This window comes from Promicromonospora sp. NPDC059942, assembly GCF_042731755.1.
Lineage (GTDB): Bacteria > Actinomycetota > Actinomycetes > Actinomycetales > Cellulomonadaceae > Promicromonospora.
The window spans coordinates 58,413-78,059 of sequence record NZ_JBHWLR010000018.1 but is presented as its reverse complement, the minus strand read 5'-3'; the positions used below and the strand labels follow the sequence as shown (position 1 = coordinate 78,059).

Annotated in this window: 19 protein-coding genes and 2 tRNA genes; 8 read left to right on the top strand and 13 right to left on the bottom strand. The window is 72.3% G+C overall.

All coding sequences use genetic code 11. The annotated features are described in order from the left end of the window. Position 1: 1 nt before the first annotated feature. The gene (locus tag ACFV9Q_RS23845) at positions 2 to 493 is read right to left on the bottom strand and encodes a MarR family winged helix-turn-helix transcriptional regulator (RefSeq protein ID WP_377236461.1); all 492 of its coding nucleotides are present in this window, start codon (positions 491 to 493) and stop codon (positions 2 to 4) included. A 30-nt stretch (positions 494 to 523) separates the two neighbouring features. Between ACFV9Q_RS23845 and ACFV9Q_RS23840 the strand changes: the two genes are divergently transcribed. Continuing rightward, positions 524 to 1,399 carry an alpha/beta hydrolase gene (locus ACFV9Q_RS23840; protein WP_377236460.1) on the top strand — a complete coding sequence of 292 codons (876 nt, stop codon included), beginning with the start codon at positions 524 to 526 and terminating at the stop codon, positions 1,397 to 1,399. On the opposite strand, the gene fdhD is transcribed toward ACFV9Q_RS23840, so the two are convergent. Together fdhD and ACFV9Q_RS23830 are read right to left on the bottom strand one after the other, a co-directional pair. After that, a complete protein-coding gene (gene fdhD, locus ACFV9Q_RS23835) occupies positions 1,372 to 2,292 on the bottom strand; it encodes a formate dehydrogenase accessory sulfurtransferase FdhD (protein ID WP_377236459.1) in 921 nt (306 codons plus the stop codon). The two genes, ACFV9Q_RS23840 and fdhD, sit on opposite strands and share 28 nt — an antisense overlap. A gap of 113 nt (positions 2,293 to 2,405) precedes the next feature. Next, on the bottom strand, positions 2,406 to 2,810 hold the full coding sequence (locus tag ACFV9Q_RS23830; RefSeq protein ID WP_377236458.1) for an ester cyclase: 405 nt from the start codon (positions 2,808 to 2,810) through the stop codon (positions 2,406 to 2,408). Between the two features lie 189 nt (positions 2,811 to 2,999). Here ACFV9Q_RS23830 and ACFV9Q_RS23825 point away from each other — a divergent pair, with 189 nt between their 5' ends. After that, on the top strand, positions 3,000 to 5,324 hold the full coding sequence (locus tag ACFV9Q_RS23825; RefSeq protein ID WP_377236457.1) for an FdhF/YdeP family oxidoreductase: 2,325 nt from the start codon (positions 3,000 to 3,002) through the stop codon (positions 5,322 to 5,324). Between the two features lie 51 nt (positions 5,325 to 5,375). On the opposite strand, the gene ACFV9Q_RS23820 is transcribed toward ACFV9Q_RS23825, so the two are convergent. Further along, entirely contained in the window at positions 5,376 to 6,209 is an 834-nt protein-coding gene (locus tag ACFV9Q_RS23820; RefSeq protein ID WP_377236456.1) for a MerR family transcriptional regulator, read from the bottom strand. Positions 6,210 to 6,300: 91 nt separating this feature from the next. Between ACFV9Q_RS23820 and ACFV9Q_RS23815 the strand changes: the two genes are divergently transcribed. After that, positions 6,301 to 6,657: a nuclear transport factor 2 family protein gene (locus ACFV9Q_RS23815; protein WP_377236455.1), complete on the top strand. Its 357-nt coding sequence runs from the start codon at positions 6,301 to 6,303 to the stop codon at positions 6,655 to 6,657. Positions 6,658 to 6,768: 111 nt separating this feature from the next. Then, positions 6,769 to 7,755, top strand: coding sequence for an epimerase (locus tag ACFV9Q_RS23810; RefSeq protein ID WP_377236454.1), 987 nt, complete (start codon positions 6,769 to 6,771; stop codon positions 7,753 to 7,755). Between the two features lie 68 nt (positions 7,756 to 7,823). On the opposite strand, the gene ACFV9Q_RS23805 is transcribed toward ACFV9Q_RS23810, so the two are convergent. The 3 genes from ACFV9Q_RS23805 to trmB form a co-directional block, all read right to left on the bottom strand. Then, on the bottom strand, positions 7,824 to 9,473 hold the full coding sequence (locus ACFV9Q_RS23805) for a cation acetate symporter (RefSeq protein ID WP_377236453.1): 1,650 nt from the start codon (positions 9,471 to 9,473) through the stop codon (positions 7,824 to 7,826). Beyond that, positions 9,470 to 9,808: a DUF485 domain-containing protein gene (locus ACFV9Q_RS23800; RefSeq protein WP_377230971.1), complete on the bottom strand. Its 339-nt coding sequence runs from the start codon at positions 9,806 to 9,808 to the stop codon at positions 9,470 to 9,472. Before ACFV9Q_RS23800 ends, ACFV9Q_RS23805 begins: the two co-directional genes overlap by 4 nt. 193 nt (positions 9,809 to 10,001) lie before the next feature. Then, positions 10,002 to 10,796, bottom strand: coding sequence for a tRNA (guanosine(46)-N7)-methyltransferase TrmB (gene trmB, locus ACFV9Q_RS23795; protein WP_377236452.1), 795 nt, complete (start codon positions 10,794 to 10,796; stop codon positions 10,002 to 10,004). Positions 10,797 to 10,959: 163 nt separating this feature from the next. On the opposite strand from trmB, the gene ACFV9Q_RS23790 reads away from it, so the two are divergent. Next, positions 10,960 to 11,256, top strand: a complete 297-nt coding sequence (locus tag ACFV9Q_RS23790; protein ID WP_377236451.1) for a hypothetical protein — start codon at positions 10,960 to 10,962, stop codon at positions 11,254 to 11,256. Between the two features lie 28 nt (positions 11,257 to 11,284). Here ACFV9Q_RS23790 and ACFV9Q_RS23785 read toward each other — a convergent pair whose 3' ends face one another. Further along, the gene (locus ACFV9Q_RS23785; RefSeq protein WP_377236450.1) at positions 11,285 to 11,848 is read right to left on the bottom strand and encodes a TetR/AcrR family transcriptional regulator; all 564 of its coding nucleotides are present in this window, start codon (positions 11,846 to 11,848) and stop codon (positions 11,285 to 11,287) included. An 86-nt stretch (positions 11,849 to 11,934) separates the two neighbouring features. On the opposite strand from ACFV9Q_RS23785, the gene ACFV9Q_RS23780 reads away from it, so the two are divergent. Then, positions 11,935 to 12,936, top strand: a complete 1,002-nt coding sequence (locus tag ACFV9Q_RS23780) for an alpha/beta fold hydrolase (RefSeq protein WP_377236449.1) — start codon at positions 11,935 to 11,937, stop codon at positions 12,934 to 12,936. Positions 12,937 to 13,072: 136 nt separating this feature from the next. Here the strand turns inward: ACFV9Q_RS23780 and ACFV9Q_RS23775 are convergent, their stop codons facing one another. Both ACFV9Q_RS23775 and ACFV9Q_RS23770 read right to left on the bottom strand, forming a co-directional pair. Then, a complete protein-coding gene (locus ACFV9Q_RS23775) occupies positions 13,073 to 14,326 on the bottom strand; it encodes a HupE/UreJ family protein (protein ID WP_377236448.1) in 1,254 nt (417 codons plus the stop codon). Continuing rightward, the gene (locus ACFV9Q_RS23770) at positions 14,323 to 17,832 is read right to left on the bottom strand and encodes a hypothetical protein (RefSeq protein WP_377236447.1); all 3,510 of its coding nucleotides are present in this window, start codon (positions 17,830 to 17,832) and stop codon (positions 14,323 to 14,325) included. Before ACFV9Q_RS23770 ends, ACFV9Q_RS23775 begins: the two co-directional genes overlap by 4 nt. A 146-nt stretch (positions 17,833 to 17,978) precedes the next feature. Here ACFV9Q_RS23770 and ACFV9Q_RS23765 point away from each other — a divergent pair, with 146 nt between their 5' ends. Further along, positions 17,979 to 18,281 carry a hypothetical protein gene (locus tag ACFV9Q_RS23765; protein WP_377236446.1) on the top strand — a complete coding sequence of 101 codons (303 nt, stop codon included), beginning with the start codon at positions 17,979 to 17,981 and terminating at the stop codon, positions 18,279 to 18,281. Positions 18,282 to 18,338: 57 nt separating this feature from the next. On the opposite strand, the gene ACFV9Q_RS23760 is transcribed toward ACFV9Q_RS23765, so the two are convergent. Together ACFV9Q_RS23760 and ACFV9Q_RS23755 are read right to left on the bottom strand one after the other, a co-directional pair. Continuing rightward, positions 18,339 to 18,411, bottom strand: a tRNA-Lys gene (locus ACFV9Q_RS23760). A 106-nt stretch (positions 18,412 to 18,517) separates the two neighbouring features. Next, a tRNA-Lys gene (locus tag ACFV9Q_RS23755) sits at positions 18,518 to 18,593 on the bottom strand. A gap of 116 nt (positions 18,594 to 18,709) precedes the next feature. Here ACFV9Q_RS23755 and ACFV9Q_RS23750 point away from each other — a divergent pair. After that, the gene (locus tag ACFV9Q_RS23750; RefSeq protein WP_377236445.1) at positions 18,710 to 19,270 is read left to right on the top strand and encodes a hypothetical protein; all 561 of its coding nucleotides are present in this window, start codon (positions 18,710 to 18,712) and stop codon (positions 19,268 to 19,270) included. Positions 19,271 to 19,287: 17 nt separating this feature from the next. Here ACFV9Q_RS23750 and ACFV9Q_RS23745 read toward each other — a convergent pair whose 3' ends face one another. Then, positions 19,288 to 19,584 (bottom strand): co-chaperone GroES, encoded by a 297-nt coding sequence (locus ACFV9Q_RS23745; protein ID WP_020013266.1) that lies wholly within the window; start codon positions 19,582 to 19,584, stop codon positions 19,288 to 19,290. Positions 19,585 to 19,647: the final 63 nt, after the last annotated feature.

The following is a 19,647-nucleotide window of genomic DNA, read 5'->3' as shown; positions in this document are numbered from 1 at the left end:
CTCACCTCGCGCTCCCGGCCTCCAGGCCGCCCCGCACCGCCGCGAGGATCCGCGCCAGGCGCGCGAGGTCGCCGTCGGGCACACCCGTGCCCCGCAGCACCTCGGCCGTCTCGCGGTCGAGCGTCGGGAGCATCTCGTCCAGCACCTGTCGCCCGGCGGGCGTGAGCTCCAGGAACGAGGACCGGCCGTCCTCGGGGTTGGCCTGCCGGCGCACCAGCCCGTCCCGGACCTGCCGGTCCACCCCCTTGCTCGCCGCGCCGACGGTGATCCCGAGGCGTCGGACGAGGTCGGAGACCCGGCACCGCGGGACCGCGTCGACGGCGCGCAGCAGGTCGACCCGGCCGAGCCCGTGCCCGTGCGCGGCCCGCAGGCGCGCGTCGAGCAGTGTGTATAGCCGGACCTCGACCCGGACGAGGTCGTCGAGCAGCCGCGCGCCGTCGAGCACGCCCCCGTCCCGAGGAATAGATTCCGTGGAATCTTGTTTGGCTTCCATGGAATCTATCTTCGCGCACCGAGGGGAACCATGGACCAGAACTCGCTCGCCGAGCTCCGCACCTTCTACTCGTCGTTCGGCCGGCTCCCGCTGCCGGACGGCACCCGCGTGACCGGGACGACGCTCGGCGGCGTCCCGGCCCTGGACATCGCCGGGCCGCAGACCGACGACGACGCCGGCGTGCTGCTCTACCTGCACGGCGGCGGCTACGTGATCGGCGACGCCCGCACAGGCGTGCCGCTGGCCGCGGCGCTCGCCGCCCGCGCGGGCCTGCGCGCGGTGGCGCCCGACTACCGCCTCGCCCCCGAGCACCCGTTCCCCGCGGCGGTCGACGACGGGCTGGCCGCCTACCGGGCGCTGCTCGCCGAGACCGACCCTGCCCGGGTCGTGGTCGCCGGCGACTCCGCGGGCGGCGGGCTCGCGCTGGCCACGGTGCTGGCCGCCCGCGACGCCGGGCTCCCGCTGCCGGCCGCCGTCGTCACCTTCTCCGGCTGGTTCGACCTGACGCTGTCCGGCGCGAGCCTCACCGGCAAGGAGAGCGTGGACCCCATCTTCGACGCCGCCGACATCCGGGAGTACGCGGCCACCTACCTGTCCGACGCCGCGGACGCCCGCAACCCCCTGGCCAGCCCGGTGCTCGCCGACCTGCGCGGCCTGCCGCCGCTGCTGCTCCAGGTCGGCTCCGCCGAGGTGCTGCTCGACGACAGCACCCGGCTGGCCGCGCGGGCCGCGGAGGCCGACGTCGAGGTGACGCTGGAGGTCTACCCGGGCAGCGCGCACGTCTTCCAGCACCACCACACCACCGAGCCGGCGGCGGCCCGCGCCATGGACACCGCGGCGGCCTTCCTCGCCCGCCGGGTCGCACCGGCCGCGACGCCTCAGCGCAGCCGGTCCGCCCGCGTGTAGACGTTCATCGAGTCGCCGCGCACGAAGCCCAGCAGGGTCAGGCCGCACTCCTCGGCCAGGTCCACCGCGAGGGTCGACGGCGCGGAGATCGCGGACAGCACCGGGATCCCGGCCCGCGCGGCCTTCTGCACCAGCTCGAACGACGCCCGCCCGCTGACCTGGAGCACCGTCCCGGCAGCGGGCAGGGCGCCGTCGCGCAGGGCGGCCCCCACCACCTTGTCGACGGCGTTGTGCCGGCCCACGTCCTCGCGCACGTACAGCGGCTCGCCGTCGGCGGTGAACAGGCCCGCAGCGTGCAGGCCGCCGGTCCGGTCGAAGGCCCGCTGGCGCTCCCGCAACAGGTCGGGCAGCGCGGCTATCACGTCGGTCCCGACCGTGACGGCGTCGCGCGCGACCGGCCAGCGCAGCGCGGCCCGCACCTCCACCACGGTGTCCGACCCGCACACCCCGCACGCGCTCGTCGTCGCGAAGGCCCGCTGCCGCGGCGGCTCGACGCCGGGCGCGAGCGCCACCTCCACGGTGTTGTCCTCGTCGGGGCACAGCCGCATCCCGGCGATGTCCTCGCGCGCCGTGACGGCGCCCTCCGAGACCAGCCAGCCTGCGACGAGGTCGAAGTCGTCGCCGGGGGTCCGCATCGTCATGGTGAGGGTGGTCCCGGCGGGGCGCGCGCCCGGCAGGACGCCGTCCGGCAGCGCACCCCCCGCGGGGACGAGACCGCCTACGGGCACGACGCCGCCCGGGACCACGCCGAGCGGGCGCGCCCGGCTGACGAGATCGCCCGGCCCGACCAGCCGGACCATGAGCGGTTCCTCGACCGCGAGCGTGTCGGGGCGCGACGCGCGGGCGCCCTCGCGGACGCGCACCACGCGCCGTCGGTCGGTGACGACTCCCATACCGCCAGTCTCGCACCTCGGACGGCCACTTCCACAGGCCCTACCGCGACCGATATGTCCGGGCCGCGTCGTCAGGTTGTCGGCGTGAGGCTGTCGGAGTCAGGCAGTCGGCGTCAGCCCGTCGGAGCCAGCCCGAGCTGGGTGAGCAGGTCGAGCTGGTCGAAGTAGAAGTCGTGCCGCACGATCTTCCCGCCGGAGACCGTGGCGATGTCGAGGCCTCGCATGTGGACCTGCTTGCCGGTCGGCGGGACGCTCTGCCCGTCGGGCAGCTTCATCGGACTCGTATGGGTCCCGACGAGCTCGCCCTGGTCGATGGCCGAGTCGTCCGTCTCCAGCTCCCGCTCTGAGTGATAGGCGCGGTCCGAGAACGCGCTGACGAAGTCTTGGTTCCACCCGATGAAGGCGTCGATGCCGTGCAGGGTCCCGGCGTCCGGCGTGGTCACCACGACGTCCGCGGCGTAGAGCTCGCGCAGCGTGTCGAGGTCGCCGCTCATCAGGGCTCCGGTGAACCTGTTCATCAACTCACGTGCCTGTCCCATGGTGTGCCTCCCGAGGAACAAATGGGGCAACCGGATGGCCCAGGACAGGCCGTCCGGAGTTGATTCCAGTCAACCGCCGCTCGGGTACGGGCGCCATCGCACCGAGGTCGGCAGGTGGTGTTGATAGCGCTCTCCCGACCCGGGTCGAACCGGCGTAGGGTCGACATCGTGACCGACGTGAGCGACGAGGCCCGCACCGACGCCCCCGAGAAGAGCCTGCGCATCGGGCCGCCCAAGACGGCGGCAGCCGGCGTGCCGGGGGTGGTCCACGGCCTGGCGCACGTGTTCGAGGAGGCGGGCGTGAGCCGCGGCCTGCGCACGCTCCCCCTGATCAACCAGCAGCGCGGCTTCGACTGCCCGGGCTGCGCCTGGCCGGAGCCGGGCAAGCCGCACCTCGCCGAGTTCTGCGAGAACGGCGCCAAGGCGGTGGCTGAGGAGGCCACCCGCAAGCGCGCGGACGCCGCGTTCTTCGCCGAGCACGCGATCTCGGAGCTCGCGACCTGGACCGACCACCGACTGGGCAAGTCGGGCCGGATCACCGAGCCCATGCTGCGCGAGGAGGGCGCCGACCACTACCGGCCGGTGTCCTGGGACGAGGCCCTCGGCCTGGTCGCCGGCGAGCTGCGCGGCCTGGACACGCCGGACCAGGCCGCGTTCTACACGTCGGGCCGCACCAGCAACGAGGCGGCGTTCCTCTACCAGCTCCTGGCGCGCAAGCTCGGCACGAACAACCTGCCCGACTGCTCGAACATGTGCCACGAGTCCTCCGGCACCGCCCTGGTCGAGACGCTGGGCATCGGCAAGGGCAGCGTGTCGCTGGAGGACATCACCGACCACGCCGACCTGATCGTCGTCGTCGGCCAGAATCCTGGGACCAACCACCCGCGCATGCTCACCGCGCTGGAGGAGGCCAAGGACCGGGGCGCCCGGATCGTGGCGATCAACCCGCTGCCCGAGGCAGGGCTGCAGACGTTCAAGAACCCGCAGCGCGTCCGCGGCGTCGTGGGGCAGGGCACCAAGCTCGCCGACCGGTTCCTCCAGGTCCGCCTCGCCGGCGACCTCGCCCTGTTCCAGGCGGTGAACCGCCTGCTGGTCGAGGCCGACGACGAGGCGCGGATCACCGGGCACGAGCGGGTCCTGGACCACGAGTTCATCGCCGAGCACACCTCGGGCTTCCCGGAGGCGGCGGCCGCCTGGCGCGCCGTCGACCGGGCCGACGTCGAGCGGGCCACGGGCCTGGACTGGGCGGAGATCGAGGCGTTCGTCGACGACGTGAAGGCCGCCGACCGCATCATCGTCTGCTGGGCGATGGGCCTGACCCAGCACAAGCAGGCCGTGGCGACCATCCGCGAGGTCGTGAGCTTCCTGCTGCTGCGGGGCAACGTCGGCCGCCCGGGCGCGGGTGCCTGCCCCGTCCGCGGGCACAGCAACGTGCAGGGCGACCGCACCATGGGCATCTGGGAGCGCCCCACCGAGCTGTTCCTGGACGCGCTGTCCACGGAGTTCGGCTTCGAGCCGCCGCGCGCCCACGGGTACGACGTCGTCGACACCGTCCGGGCCCTCCGCGACGGGCACCTCCGGGTCTTCATGGCGGTGGGCGGCAACTTCGCCGCGGCCACGCCGGACAGCGCCGTCACCGAGGCCGCGCTGCGCGAGGTGCCGCTCACGGTGCACGTGTCGACCAAGCTGAACCGCTCGCACGTGCTCCCGGGCAGGCGGTCGCTGGTGCTGCCGTGCCTCGGCCGCACCGAGCGGGACATGACGGGCGGGCGCGAGCAGGTCGTCACGGTCGAGGACTCCATGAGCGTGGTGCACACGTCGCGCGGCCGGCTGGCGCCGGTCTCCGACGCCCTGCGCAGCGAGACCGCGATCCTCTGCGACCTGGCCCGGCGCGTGCTCGGCCCGGAGGACCCGACGCCGTGGGAGGAGTTCGCGGCCGACTACTCCCGGATCCGCGACTCGATCTCGCGCGTGGTCCCGGGCTTCGAGGACTTCGACCGGCGGGTCGCCGAGCCCGGCGGGTTCGTGCTGCCCCACCCGCCCCGCGACGCCCGCCTCTTCCCGACGACGACGGGCAAGGCGAACTTCACGGTGAACGAGCTGGAGATCGTCCAGGTGCCGGAGGGCCGCCTGCTGCTGCAGACCGTCCGCTCCCACGACCAGTTCAACACCACGGTCTACGGCCTCGACGACCGGTACCGCGGCGTGAAGAACGGCCGGCGCGTCGTGTTCGTCCACCCGGACGACCTGGCGTCGGGCGGCCTGGCCGACGGCGACACCGTGAACCTGGTCAGCGAGTGGCCTGGGCCGGACGGCTCGATCGGCGAGCGCCGCGCCGAGGGTTTCCGCGCCATCTCGTTCCCGACGGCGCGCGGCTGCGCCGCGGCGTACTTCCCGGAGACGAACGTGCTGGTCCCGCTGGACCACACGGCGGACCAGAGCAACACCCCGGCGTCGAAGTCGGTAGTCATCCGCCTAGAACCCTCCCGCTGAGTGCTGGGTATTTGCGGTTCGAGAGCCGTCTGAAGCGCAGATACCCAGCACTCAACGGTTCGGGGTGGGGCGGTTCGGGCTCGGGTTCAGGCGGAAGACCGGCCAGGCCAGCTCCGTGCGCCACGCCGTCCGATCGGGCGTGTCGGCCGGGGTGACGAGGTATGTCTCGTGCACGGGGCCGTCCACCGCGAGCGCGTGGTCGACCACCCAGGCGCCGAGCCGCCCGTAGGTGACGTCGATGTCGTCGTGCGAGCCGTGGTGGACGACGGCGGCGAGCTCGACCCCGGGCAGCTCGACGGGTCGCACCCGCCCGCGCTCGGGCGGGTCCGCCACGGACCGGTACACGAGGACCGGGCCGCGGCCGTCGCGGAACAGCGCGTTGTCGTACTGCCCGCCGGGCGGCCCGAGCCGCTCGTGCCCGGCCACGGCCTCGTCCAGCTCGGCCATCGCGTCGGCGTACCAGGTCAGCACCTCGTCGTGCCCGACGACGCCCGCCACGGCCGCGACCAGCCGGGGCGGCTCGGTCCGCAGCACGACCTCGGGCGGCACCGCGGGACTCAGCAACCGGCGGAGCGAGACGACGGCGGCCCGGGTCCGGTCCAGCTCGTCCTCCAGCCGGCGCAGGTGGCCGGCGACCAGCCCGGCCCGCGCGTCGGCGTCGGACGTGGCCAGGATCTGCCGCACCACAGCGAGCGGCACGTCCAGCTCGCGCAGCCGGTGGATCACCTGCGCCTGCGGGATCTGCGCGGCCGTGTAGTACCGGTAGCCGCTGACGGGGTCCACCCGGTCCGGCTCCAGCAGACCGGACTCGTGGTAGCGGCGCAGCGTCCGGACGCTCAGGTGGGTGATCTCGGCGAACTCGCCGATGGTCAGGCCTCGGGTCACGGCACCACTGTGCACCCTCCGCCGTCGGACGGCCTCGCCTCCCGCGGGACGGGTTGACCCTCTCCCTGCGGGAGGCCCCAGCCTGGGTGGCATGGACCAAGGAACCACACCCCAAAACACCGCCGACCTGCCCGCCGTCCTCGCCGCCCACCTGGCGGCGCACGAGGCCCGCGACGCCGAGCGCGAGCTGGCCTGCTACGCCGACGACGCGGAGGTCACCGACGAGGGCCGCACTTATCGCGGCCTGGCGGAGATCCGCTCCTGGCTGTCGCGGGCCGCGAGCGAGTACACCTACACCAGCGAGCTCACTGCCGTCCGGCAGGACGATGCGGAGCGCTGGACCGCCGTCCGCCACCTGGAGGGCGACTTCCCGGGCAACGTCGTGGACCTGCGCTACCGCTACACCCTCCACGACAACCGCATCACGGCGTTGACCATCGCCCCCTGACCCGCCACCCCCTTCGTTGAGTGCTGGCTATTTGTCGAGCCGAAGCCCTCCTGGCAACAAATACCCAGCACTCAACGGGCGCCGGGGAGGGCGGGCGATACGCTGCGGCGCATGACCGAGGCGAAGCGGGCCGTCGTGGCGGGTTGGACCGGGTTCATCGGGCGGGCGCTCGTCGACGACCTCACATCACGCGGGTACGAGGTCGCGCGCGTCGGCCGCGACGGACCCGACGTGCGGTGGTCCGACGGGCCGGAGGCCCTCCGGGACGTGGTCGACGGCGCCGACCTGCTGGTCAACCTCGCAGGCAAGAGCGTGGGCTGCCGGTACACGGACCGGAACCGCGACGAGATCCTGCGGTCGCGGGTCGAGACCACGCGGCAGCTGCACGACGCCGTCACGGCCTCCGCCCGTCCCCCGCGGCTGTGGCTCAACGCGAGCACCGCGACGATCTACCGGTATGCGCTGGACCGACCGCAGACCGAGAACGACGGCGAGCTCGGCGCGGGATTCTCCGTGGACGTCGCGCGGAGCTGGGAGCACGAGCTCTTCGCGGGGCGCCTGCCGGAGACCCGGCGGGTCGCCCTGCGCATGGCGATCGTGCTGGGCGGCCCGGCGTCGGACATGCTCGCGCGGCTCGCACGGTTCGGCGTGGGCGGCCCACAGCTCGACGGCTGGTGGTTCCAGCACCGCCGCTACCGCGGCATCGGCGACTCGCCGACCGGCGGCCCGGTGCCGGTCCACCACAGCGGCGGCCGCCAGAAGTTCTCGTGGATCCACGTCGACGACGTGCTGCGCGCCGTCCGGTTCCTGGAGGAGCACGACGAGATCTCCGGGCCGGTCAACCTCGCCTCGCCCAACCCGGCCGACAACCGCACGCTCATGGCCGAGCCGCGCCGGGCGACCCGGATGCCGCTGGGGATCCCCGCGCCGCGCTGGTTGCTGGAGCCCGCCGTGTGGGTGCTGCGCAACGAGGCGGAGCTGGTGCTCAAGAGCCGGTGGGTGCTGCCCGAGCGGCTCACCGCCGCGGGCTTCGCCTTCCGCTGGCCGACACTCGCCCCGGCGATCGACGACGCCGTCCGCCGCCCCGCCCTTCGTTGAGTGCTGGCCATCTGCGGGCCTGAGGCCCGCAGAGCAACAAATAGCCAGCACTCAACGAAGAGGGTGGGTCAGTGGGCGGTGGCCTTCTCCGCGCCCGCGCCCGTCAGGGAGCGGACCTCCATCTCGGCGTACTTCTCCGGGTGCGACCGCTCCTTGCTCAGGTAGGTGCCGACGATGCCGAGCACGAACGCGAGCGGGATGGTCACGATGCCCGGGTTGTCGAGCGGGAACCAGTGGAAGTCGATGGCCGGGTTGCTGATCATCGACTTGCTGAGCCCGGTGACCGGGTCAGCGGGCTTCCCCGAGACGACCGGGGAGAAGATGATCAGCACGACGGTCGAGATGAGGCCGCCGTAGATGCTCCACAGCGCGCCGGACGTGTTGAACCGCTTCCAGAACAGCGAGTAGATGATCGTCGGCAGGTTCGCCGACGCCGCGACGCAGAACGCCAGCGCCACGAGGAACGCGATGTTCTGCCCGTTGGCGAAGATGCCGCCGATGATCGCGATGATGCCGATCACGACCACGGTCCAGCGGGCCACCCGGACCTCGCCGTCGGGCGAGACCTGCCCCTTCTTGATGATCGAGGCGTAGATGTCGTGGGAGAAGCTCGCCGCCGCCGTGATCGTCAGGCCGGCCACCACCGCGAGGATGGTCGCGAAGGCGACCGCCGCGATGATGCCGAGCAGGATCTCGCCGCCGAGCTCGAACGCGAGCAGCGGTGCGGCCGAGTTCTGCCCGCCCGGCGCCGCGAGGATCGCCTCGGGGCCCACCAGCGCGCCCGCGCCGTACCCGAGCACCAGGGTGAACAGGTAGAAGATGCCGATCAGCCAGATTGCGACGACCACGGACTTGCGGGCCTCCTTGGCCGACGGCACCGTGTAGAACCGCATGAGCACGTGCGGCAGGCCCGCGGTGCCGAGCACCAGGGCCAGCGCGAGCGAGAGGAAGTCGAGCTGCGACAGCGCCGTGGCGCCGTACTGGAGGCCCGGTTCGAGGATCGCCTCGCCGTTCTCGCCGGCCATGTTCACCGCCTCCTGCATGACGGCGGAGAGGCTGAAGCCGAAGCGCGCGAGCACCCAGATGGTCATGGCGCCGGCGCCCAGGATGAGCAGCGTCGCCTTGATGATCTGCACCCAGGTGGTGCCCTTCATGCCGCCCACCAGCACGTACAGGATCATCAGGGCGCCGACGACGGCGATGACCAGACCCTGGCCCGCCTTGTCGGTGATGCCGAGCAGAAGGGCGACGAGGCCGCCCGCGCCCGCCATCTGCGCCAGCAGGTAGAAGAACACCACCGCAAGCGTGGACAGTGCCGCCGCGAGCCGGATCGGCCGCTGCTTGAGGCGGAACGACAGCACGTCCGCCATCGTGAACTTGCCGGTGTTGCGCAGCAGCTCGGCGACCAGCAGCAGCGCGACGAGCCACGCGACCAGGAAGCCGATGGAGTACAGGAAGCCGTCGTACCCGTTGACGGCGATGGCGCCCGCGATGCCCAGGAAGCTCGCGGCGGACAGGTAGTCGCCCGCGATCGCGGTGCCGTTCTGCGTGCCGGTGAAGTTGCGGCCGCCGGCGTAGAAGTCCGCGGCGCTCTTGTTCTGCCGCGAGACGCGGAAGACGACGACGAGCGTGACCACCACGAACGCCGCGAAGATGCCGATGTTGACCCAGGTGTTGCCGACGTTCGTGGCCGCCGCCGCCGTGACTGTCCCGTTCACAGCTCGCCCCCCTCGATCTCCTCGCGCAGGGCCTGCGCCCGGGCGTCGAACTTGTTGTTGGCCCACCGCGCGTACAGCGTGGTGATCACGAACGTCGACACGAACTGCAGCAGCCCGAAGACCAGCCCGACCGTGATGGTGCCGGACACGCGGATGCTCATGAACTCGTGCGCGTACGTGCTCATGAGGGCGTACAGGAGGTACCAGACGAGGAACAGCGCCGTCATCGGGAAGACGAAGTTCCGGAAGGCCCTGCGCAGGCTCTGGAACTCGTCCGATCGCTCGACACGTTGGTAATCGGTTTCGGCAGGCCCTGCTGCCTGTACGTCACTCATGACGCCTCCATTGGCTCATGGGGGCGCGCGCTCTGCCGCGGCCCGGTGTGCGCATCTCGCACCCGGCCCAATGTGCCGTACCTCACATGCCGGGGGCAAACGGTTCAGACGGCGCGTTTCCTGACTTGACCAAGTCGTTACATTCGAACGGTATCTGCCACCCGCCCCGGGGAAGCACCTGGTCAGCGCGACGTCAGCGGCGCACGTACTCCAGGTCGGCGATGTCCCGCCCGGCGTCGTGCGCCTTGCGCTCGAAGCCGGTCAGCACGCGGCGCTCGAACCGCGGCGCCAGGACGCCGGGGCCGTGCGCGTTGACGAGGTCCTCGTCGGCCTCCAACACCTCGACCATCTGCTCGGCGTACTCGGCCCAGTCGGTCGCCAGGCGGAGCGTCCCGCCGGGCCGCAGCACGCGCGCAGCGAGCGCCGCGAACTCCGCGGTGACCAGGCGGCGCTTGTGGTGGCGGGCCTTGTGCCACGGGTCGGGGAAGAAGACCCAGAGCTCGTCCACCGAGGCGGCCGCGACGGTGGTCTCCAGCAGCTCGGCCGCGTTGGCCTGCACGAGCCGCAGGTTCGGCAGCCCGTCCTGCCCCAGGGCCGCCCCGGCCCGCTCGGCGCGCGCGATCGTGTGCACCAGCCCGGGCTGGTAGACCTCGACGGCGAGGTAGTCGCGCCCAGGATCGGTCGACGCCGCGCCGACGACGGCGTCACCCAGCCCCGAGCCGATCTCGACCACGAGCGGGGCGGTGCGCCCGAAGAGCGCCGCGGCGTCGAGCACATACTCCGGGTGCACGGAGGTGCGCGCGATCGCCCGGGGCACGTCGACGACGTAGGTGGTGCGGCGCTCGGCCCACAGGCGCTTCTGCTTGTCCGTGAGACGGCCGGACCGGCGCACGAACGACACCGGCCTGGTCCGGAACCCCGAGAGGTCGAGCGGGGTCTCGGTGTCCTGGCGCGCGGTGTCGGGCTGGGCGGAAGCGGGCTGACTCACGGGAAAAGCGTACGAGGTCGCGGGCGGGCGTTGCGTATCCGCACTGATTCCCGGCCCGACGCGCGCCCCCGCGGGCGTACGCGGCAGGCTGTGCACAGCCGCCTCGGCCCCAGGCACCGAGGCGGCCGCACCCCTCCCCGACGACCTCCGATCGGAAGCACCCATGACCACCCGCGGCTCCTGCTCGCGTGTCGAGGTCGACGGACGGCGGGTCGTCGTCGACCTGTCCGACGCCGACGGCGACCAGCTCACCACCATGGCGGCCCGGAGCGGCACCTCCGGGCCCCAGCTCGTCCTGGGCTGGATCCTGTGCGGGCTCCTCGACGGACCCGCCCGGGACCCCCGCGCCTGGGACGGGCCGGTCGACCGCAGTGCCCGGCTGACCCGGGACGTCGAGGTCGCACGGCAGGCGGAGGAGGCGTTCGGCGACCTGTTCGGCAGTCCGGACCGCACGGACTGAGAGCCGCACCGGGGTCCGGGCGGCTCGATCACACCCGGCCGACCTCGGCCTCCAGCATGCTCACCGCCTCGGCAGCCTCCAGGTCCCGGACCAGCACCCGCAGCGTGAGCCCGTCGGCGAGCGCCAGCAGCCGCCGGGCCTGCGTCAGCGCCTCCTCGGCGCTCGTGTCGCGGTCGGCCCGGATCAGCCGCACGCACTCGTCCTCGGCGCCGCGCCTCGCCTCGGCCAGCACCTGGCGGACGGCGGCGTCGTTGATCGACTTGGCCACGTAGGCGTACCAGACGCTGACGCCCATGCGTCCGGCGTCGTCCCGCGGGATCTGCTGGCTCATCACGTGTAGCAGGCGCTCGCGCGGAGCGGCGTCGGCGGTCTCCTGGTACCCGCCGTAGGCGCGGTCGACGAGGGCGGTGCACCCGGCCAGGACGAGGGCGTCCTTGGTGCCGAAGTAGTGCTGGATGCGCCCCATGGAGACGCCGGCCTCCGCCGCCACGTGGCGCAGGCTGACGCCCTCGATCCCGTGCTGGGCGATGACCAGCCAGAGCGCGAGGACGATCTCCCAGCGGCGCTCCTCATGGTCCACGACTCTCGGCATGCGGCCAGGATAGCAATGCGGTCGCATCGTTACCTGTTACGATGCGATCGTATTGCAAAACCGCCCCGGCTCCGAGAGTACCTCCGATGCGCACCTCAACCACCGGCCCGAAGCGTCGCCGCTGGCCGACCGTCCTGCTCGCCGTCGTCGCGGTGGTCTCGACCAGCGGGCTGGCGCTGCTGGTCGCGGCGGGCGGCCCCGGCGTCGGCCACTTCCGCACGCCCGAGGACCGCGGGGCCTACGAGGACGCGTACGCCGAGGCGCTCGGCCGCCTGCCCGAGCCCACCGCGACGCACGACGTGACCACGAGCTTCGGCACGGTCCGCGCCTACGCCTGGGTGCACGCCGAGCACCCCGACGCCACGCCCGTCGTCCTGCTGCCCGGCCGGTCCGCCGCGACCCCGATGTGGGGCGACAATCTGCCCGACCTCATCGAGCACCGGACCGTCTACGCCTTCGACACCCTCGGCGACACGGGCCTGTCCGAGCAGGCTGTCCCGCTGCGCGACATGGCCGACTCCGCCCGCTGGGTGGAGGAGGCGATGGCCGGGCTGGACCTCGACCGGGTCCACCTGGTGGGGCACTCCCAGGGCGGCGGGCTGGCGGCGGCCGTGGCGGTGCGCCACCCGGACCGCCTGGCCAGCCTGAGCCTGCTGGAGCCCGTCATGACGCTGGGCATGATGCCGCTGTCGGTCATCCTCACGACCATCCCGGTCTCGCTGCCGTTCTTCCCGGACTCCTGGCGCGAGTCCGCGCTGAACCGGATCGGCGGCGTGTCGGACGACGAGGTGGACCCCGACGACCCGCTGGCCCGGATGATCGCCGTCGGCTCCAAGAGCTACAGCTCGTCGGGGCTGCCCAGCCCCTCCGTGCTCAGCGACGACGACCTGAGAGGGCTGCCCATGCCGGTGTACGTGGCGATCGCGAGCGACTCGTCGCTGGCGGGCGGCGAGGCGGCGGCCGAGAAGGCGGAGCTGATCCCGGACGCGCAGGTCAAGGTCTGGCCGGACACCACGCACTCCCTGCCCATGCAGGTGGCGCCGGCGCTGGACGCGGAGCTGGAGGCGTTCTGGTCGGCACACGAGTAGCCGGACGCCGGCGCCGGCTGACCTGCCCGACACAACTGAACGTAGGTGTAGTCGCACTCTGAGCGCTCAGAGTGCGACTACACCTACGTTCATTACCCACGGCGTCAGCCGGCCAGCCGTTGGCGGCGGCCCGGCGTCAGCCGGCCAGCCGCTCCAGCACCCACCACAGCGCCACCGCCGCGATCACCGAACAGCCCGCCAGCAGCACCCAGCGGGCCGTGCGCGGGGCGCGGACCCGCAGCAGCACCAGCAGCGGGAACACCACCGCGATGATGCCGAGCTGCACCGCCTCGATGCCCACGTTGAACGACAGCAGCGACCACAGCAGGGTCCACGACCAGGCGGCGTCGATGCCGAGCGCCCCGGCGAACCCGACGCCGTGCACCAGCCCGAAGACGAACACCACGGGCAGCCGCCAGCGGTCCCACGCGCCCCGCTCATCCCGGAGACCAGCCGGCGCCCGCCACCGCAGGGCGTCCCGGACCGTACCCGACGCCGAACCGGCCGAACCCCCGAGCCCAGCCCCGAACCCCGCCCCACCCCGCCAGATCAGCACCAGGTCCACCACCGCCACGACGGCGATCGACACCGCGATCACCGGCTCCACCACGATCGCCGGCACCGACACCACGCCGAGCGCCGCGAGCAGGAACGTCACGGAGTGCGCCACGGTGAACGCCGTGGCCGTCAGGACGACGTCGCGCAGCCGCCGTGCCCCGATCAGCAGCGCCAGCAGGAACAGCACGTGGTCGATGCCGAACAGCAGGTGCTCGCCGCCCAGCACGAAGAACTCCCCGACCTGCTTCAGCAGCCGGTGCTCCCCCGTCGTCAGCGTGGGCGACGCCGCGGTGAGCACCGCCGAGCCGTCCTCGTCGTCGAGCGAGTACCGGATGATCGTCTCGGTCGAGTGCACGAACGACTCGGCGTCCGGGAACAGCGCGCTGGAGACCTCGTGCACCCCCTCAGGCTCGCCGTCGCACGCGAACGTGTAGGTCAGGGAGGCGTACGGCCGCTCACCCCGCTCTACGACGTCGGCAGCAAAGAGCTCAGGCGCGCACGGCTCGCCGTCGTAGGCCACGGCGAACCGGTCGGTGACGTACCCGTCCACCTCGGCCTCGTGCTCGTCGAGCTGGGCGAGCTGGTCGTCCCGGCCGGTCGCGTCGTACGCCTCGGCCCGCAGCCAGGCGGACTTCATGAGCAGGTCGTACTCCAGGTCGAGCACGGCCACGACGTCCGCACCGCCGCCCTCCGGACCGGAGGACGACGGCGCCGTGGTCACCTCGGCGTACACGTCACTGGTGGCGTCGTGCGCCGAGGCGACCTGCCCCACGGCGGGGCTGCTCAGCACTGCGAGCAGCCCCGCCAGGGCCAGCGGACGGCGCAGTCTCAACGCCGCGCCGTGGTGAAGTACGCCGGCGAGGCCGTCGTCGTGCCGCCCCCGGAGGTGCGGGCCGTGACGAACCAGGCGTACGTGCGGTCGGGCTTGAGGCCCGACCACCGGACGGAGGCGACCTCACCGGAGGCCACCGTGTCCCGGCCGATCTCGTCCACCGGGTCGTACAGCACGACGGAGTCGGTGCTGAAGGACGTGGTGCGGGAGGTCAGGTCGACCGGCAGCACCATGTTGTCCTCGAGCCCGTTGTACCGGTGCTCGGTGTCGTACTCCGTGGCGCCGAACTCGCCCAGCAGCGGCGAGTAGGTGTCGATCGAGACCTCGCCGCGGTCGACGTCGAACTGCAGCATGCGGAAGAACGAGGCGCCGAACTGGAGCTGGTCGGTGGGCTGGTAGCCGCCGATCTCGGTGAGCCCGAGCTGGCCGGCGGACACCGTGTAGAACTGGTAGTCCGCGAGCAGCTCGACCACGCCGCCGCCGATGTCCCCGACCACGGGCGGGCGCACGTTGGTGCCCACGCCGTGCCGGTGCCCGGCGAGCACCATGAACACGTTCGGGTTGTCCTTGACGAGCAGGTTGTACAGCAGCGGCCCGTCGGACCCGCCGAAGTTGGCGCCGCGCCCGTCGGGCGACGCGGACGGCTCCAGGTAGTCGTGCGTGAGCAGGATGCCGTTGCGGTCGGAGTACCGGTCGAAGACCGACGCCGCCCACTCGGCCTCGTCGCGCGTCACGCCGTAGGACAGGCCCACCACCACGAAGTCCAGGCCGCCGGCCGAGAACAGGTCGTAGTGGTTCTCGTTCGAGCCGGGCTCCATGACGCCGCCGTAGGACGCGTCGGTCCAGTCCTCGGACAGCGCCTCGTACCGGTCCGGCCCGAAGTACTGGTCGTACAGCGTCGGGTCGGTGCCGGACTGGTTGTCGTGGTTGCCCGCGACGACGCCGTTCGGGATGCCGGCGGCGTCGATCCGGGCCTGCGCCTGCGACGCGAACTCGAACTCGCCGATGACCTGGTCCTCCATCTCGGGCGGGAAGGCCCGGATGTTGTTCTCGACGATGTCGCCGGTGTGCGCCACGTAGGCGATCTTGCGCTCGTCGGCGTTGTCGACGATCCAGTCCATGACGCCGGTGTAGCCCTGCGCCCAGACGGCACGCTCCTCGGCAGTCTCCTGCTCCACGGCGCCCTCGGTCAGGTACTGGGTGTCCGTGTAGTGCACCAGCGAGAAGTCGTAGTCGTCCGGGTCGTCGAACCGGTCCTTGTCACCGGCGTCGATGTCGTCGGCGAAGGGGTCCTCGCCGGTGACCATGGCGTGCACCGTGCCGCGGTCCACGTAGTCGCGGGACACGGTGCCCTCCAGCACGGTGCCGCCCTCGACCGCGCCGCGCGCGGAGGCGACGACGTCCCACGCGTCGGTGTCCGGGTTCCAGGCCCGCAGGCTGACCAGGCGCGCCGGGTCGGCGGTGCCCTCCCAGCGCAGCACCGGCGCCTCGACGCGGCCGCGGACGGGCACGTCGAACCGCTGGTACGTCACGTCGCCCGACGCGGGGGACGTGACCGACTTCCCGTCGCCCGGCTCCAGCGCCTTGGTGCTCAGCTTCTTCTGGCCGCGCACGTCCAGCGTGGTCGGCACGGCGCCCGTGCTGCCCTGCCAGGCCTGGTTCGGGGTGAGGATCTCCGCGGCGGAGAAGCGTGCGGTGACGTCGCCGCCGCCGGGCGCGGCCACGGTCGCCTTCAGGGTGGCGGTGCGCCCCACACCGTCGGTGCCCGACGTCGGAGCGACGTCCGCCGGCACGTCCGGGATCCCGGCGCTGACGAAGTCGATCTCGTGCGTGACCTCGTTGCCGAGGCCGTCCTTCGCGGACACGACGAGCGTGTGCGCGCCCGCGGTCAGGCCGGGGCCGACCGGGTCGCCCACGGCGATCTCCGCGCCGTCGAGCGTGACGTCCGGGCCCTCGACCACGCCGGAGGCGTCGTCCACGGCGACCGCGAGCGGCACCGTCGAGGTGAGCCGGTCGCCGTTCGCGGGGGTCGCGGACACCAGCGCCGGGCCGGAGTTGTCGGTGAAGAGCGCGCGGGCGGCGGTCTCCCCCGTCGTCGAGGTCGCCGCGAGCGCGTGCTCGCCGTCGGACAGGGCGGTGGTGTCGACGTCGGCGCGCAGGCCGCGCGCGGGGGCGTCGACCGTGAAGGTCAGCGTGACCTCGCGCAGCGCGGTGCCGCTGGAGCCGCAGGTGCCGTCGCCCATCGCGTAGGACGGCTTGAGCCCGACGCCGACGGCGGTGCCCGCCGCGGGCGTCAGCGCCAGGTTCGAGATCGTGAAGTCGTCACGGTTGCAGTCGCCCGCGAAGGTGCCGGTGACCACCTTGACCGTGTTGTCGCCGGGGCGCAGCCACTCGTTCGGGATCGCGATGTCGGCGCGCTGGCTCGCGTACGAGCCGCCCATCGGCGTCTCAATGCCGTTGACGACCAGCAGGTTCGCCGCCCCGCCGTCGACGGCGTTCGAGCCCACGTTGAACGAGAAGGCCGCGTCGCCCCCGCCGAGCGTCTCGGTGGTCTCCACCGCGTCGCCGTCGACCGTGAGCTCCGCGGTGGCGCCCTCGCCGGCCGCCGGGCGGGCGCCCGTGACGGTGACGGTGCCGCGGCTCAGGGTGCCGTCGACCGGCGAGAGACGGGGCGCGCCGGCGGGCGCGTTGTTCACGCGGACCCGGTGCTTCGTCGAGTCGCCCGAGGCGGTGCGGGCCTCGATCGTGTGCGCGCCGTTGGTCAGCGTCGTGGTGTCGAGGTCCGCGCTCAGGCCGGTGGTGCCCTGCGGGTCGCCCTGGACGAAGAACGACAGCTCGGCGCGCAGCAGCAGGCTGGTGTTGCTGCCGCAGGTGCCGTCGCCGAAGGAGTAGGTGTACTCGTTCTCCTCGCCGTCGGCGAGCTCGCCGAGCGGCTCCAGCGTGAAGTCCGACAGCACGAAGTCGTCGTAGTTGATGCCGCAGTCGGAGCTGATCGTGCCCACGACCACCTCGACCGTGTTCTCGCCGGCCACGAGGTACTCGTTGGGAACCTCCAGCTCGACGCGCTCGCTCACGGCGTCGGGCAGGTGGATCGGCTCCGAGCCGTTGACCGACACGTAGTTCTTGTACCGCGCCTCGGTCGAGTTGGTGCCGACCGTGTAGCCGAGCACCGACGTGCCGAGGGCCTCCGTGGCACCCGGGACGTCCTTGCCGTCCACGGTCAGGCGCGTGACGTCGTCCCCGGGTGCGACCGGCTCGGCCGCGACGGGCACGGTGCCCTCGAGGAACTTGCCGTCGTCGGGAGTGAGGGTCGGGGCGCCCGACGTCGGGGCCTCCGGCTGGTGCGGCGCCGACGCCGTCGTGGCGGTGTCGGGGCGGGCGGTGTCCGCGGGGGCGGCGGACGACGACGTCGCCGCAAAACCCGTCATGGCGAGCGTGGCCGCCGTGACCGCCGCGACGAGACCGGCCTGCTGCCGACCCCGCTGTTTCCTGGTGACTGGCCGCATGGCCGTCCTCCCTGTGGTCCGTGAGATGGACGGCTCCGAGCACGCCCGGAGGACAAACCTGGACGGGCCGGGTGAACGGAACAGGTGCAGCAGGCAACAAGTGGACAAATAGTCGGTACGCCGAGACCGCGTCCTACGCTCGGGCCATGGCGAACCACGACGACGAGATCCGGCTGTGCTGCCTGCTGTGGGCGCAGCCCGGCCAGGAGGAGGGCCTCACGGCCTACGAGGACAAGGTGCTGGCTCTGGTCCCGGAGCACGGCGGCACGGTGGTGCAGCGCGCGGCGTCCGACGGCGCGGACGGCCGCCCGCACGAGGTGCAGCTGTACCGGTTCGCCGGGCAGCGGGAGCTCGACGGGTACCTCGCGGACCCGCGCCGCACCGCGCTGACGGAGGAGCGGGACCGGGTCGTGGCGCGCACGGAGCTGTTCCCGGTCGACCTGCTCTGACCGCCCCGTCCCGGAACGACGAAGGCCCCCACCGTGGTGGGGGCCTTCGTCATGCTGTGCGCCATCATGGACTCGAACCATGAACCCGCTGATTAAGAGTCAGCTGCTCTGCCAATTGAGCTAATGGCGCCTGCGACGGAAAGATTACCAGGGCTTCGGACCCTCGGCGCACCACTTTCTCCGCCTCGCGACAACCCCCGCCACCACCCCCGAAGGAGGGTGCCGGACCGTCGCGTTGGTGCGCCATCTAGGACTTGAACCTAGAACCCGCTGATTAAGAGTCAGCTGCTCTGCCAATTGAGCTAATGGCGCGCAACGGGAAGAAACACTACCAGGACCAGGGGCGTCATCGGTAACCGAACGAGCAGGCCCGCCCTGTGAACTGCACGACAGCCGGGCAGGGCCGACCGCCGCTACGCTCCGGCACCATGACCGTCACCGGTACCGGCGCGAGTTCCCTGGCAGACGTCGCGGCGAGGCCCGAACAGGAAGCGCTCCTGCGGCGGGTACGCGCCTGGCTGATCGTGTTCGTCGTCGGCCTGGTGCTGAGCGGGGTCACGGCGTTCCCGTTGGCGACGGAGGTCCGCTGGGGCCACGAGCTGCTCGTCGCGTGGGGCGTGGACGCCTGGTTGCCGAGCCTCGTCGACTGGTTCTCCCGTGTCCGCGAAGGGCTGGACGCCACGGCCCGGGACTACCCGTTCATCGCGTACGGCACGGACTGGCTCGCGTTCGCCCACCTCGTCATCGCCGTCGCGTTCTGGGGCCCGTTCCGCGATCCGGTCCGCAACATCTGGGTCATCGACTTCGGGTTGATCGCGTGCGCGGGGATCATCCCGCTGGCCCTGATCGCCGGTCCGGTGCGGGACATCCCGTGGGGCTGGAGCCTCATCGACATGTCGTTCGGCATCTTCGGCGCGATCCCGCTGCTGCTCGTGCGCCGCATGATCAAACGCCTGGAGGCCCTGCAGGCCGGCGAAGCGTCCGCCTGACCCACAGTCAGCCCGACCTACAGGTAGAGCCCCGTCGAGCCGTCCGCCTCGTCGCTCTCGGCCACGCCGTGCACGTCGCGCTCGCGCAGCAGCACGTAGTCGGTGCCTGCCAGGTCCACCTCGGCGCGGTCCTCCGGGTCGAAGAGCACGCGGTCGCCGACGTCGACCTGACGCACGTGCTCGCCCTTGGCCACGACGGTCGCCCAGGCGAGCCGCTTGGGGCCGACGGCGGTCGCCGGGATCACCAGACCCGCCGTCGACTGCCGTTCCGCGGAGTCCGTCTCGGGCTCGACCAGGAGCCGGTCGTGCAGCATGCGGATCGGGAGGTTTCCGGGCTTCGTCACGGAGTCGGTCACGGCGGAGGTGCTCACAGGACA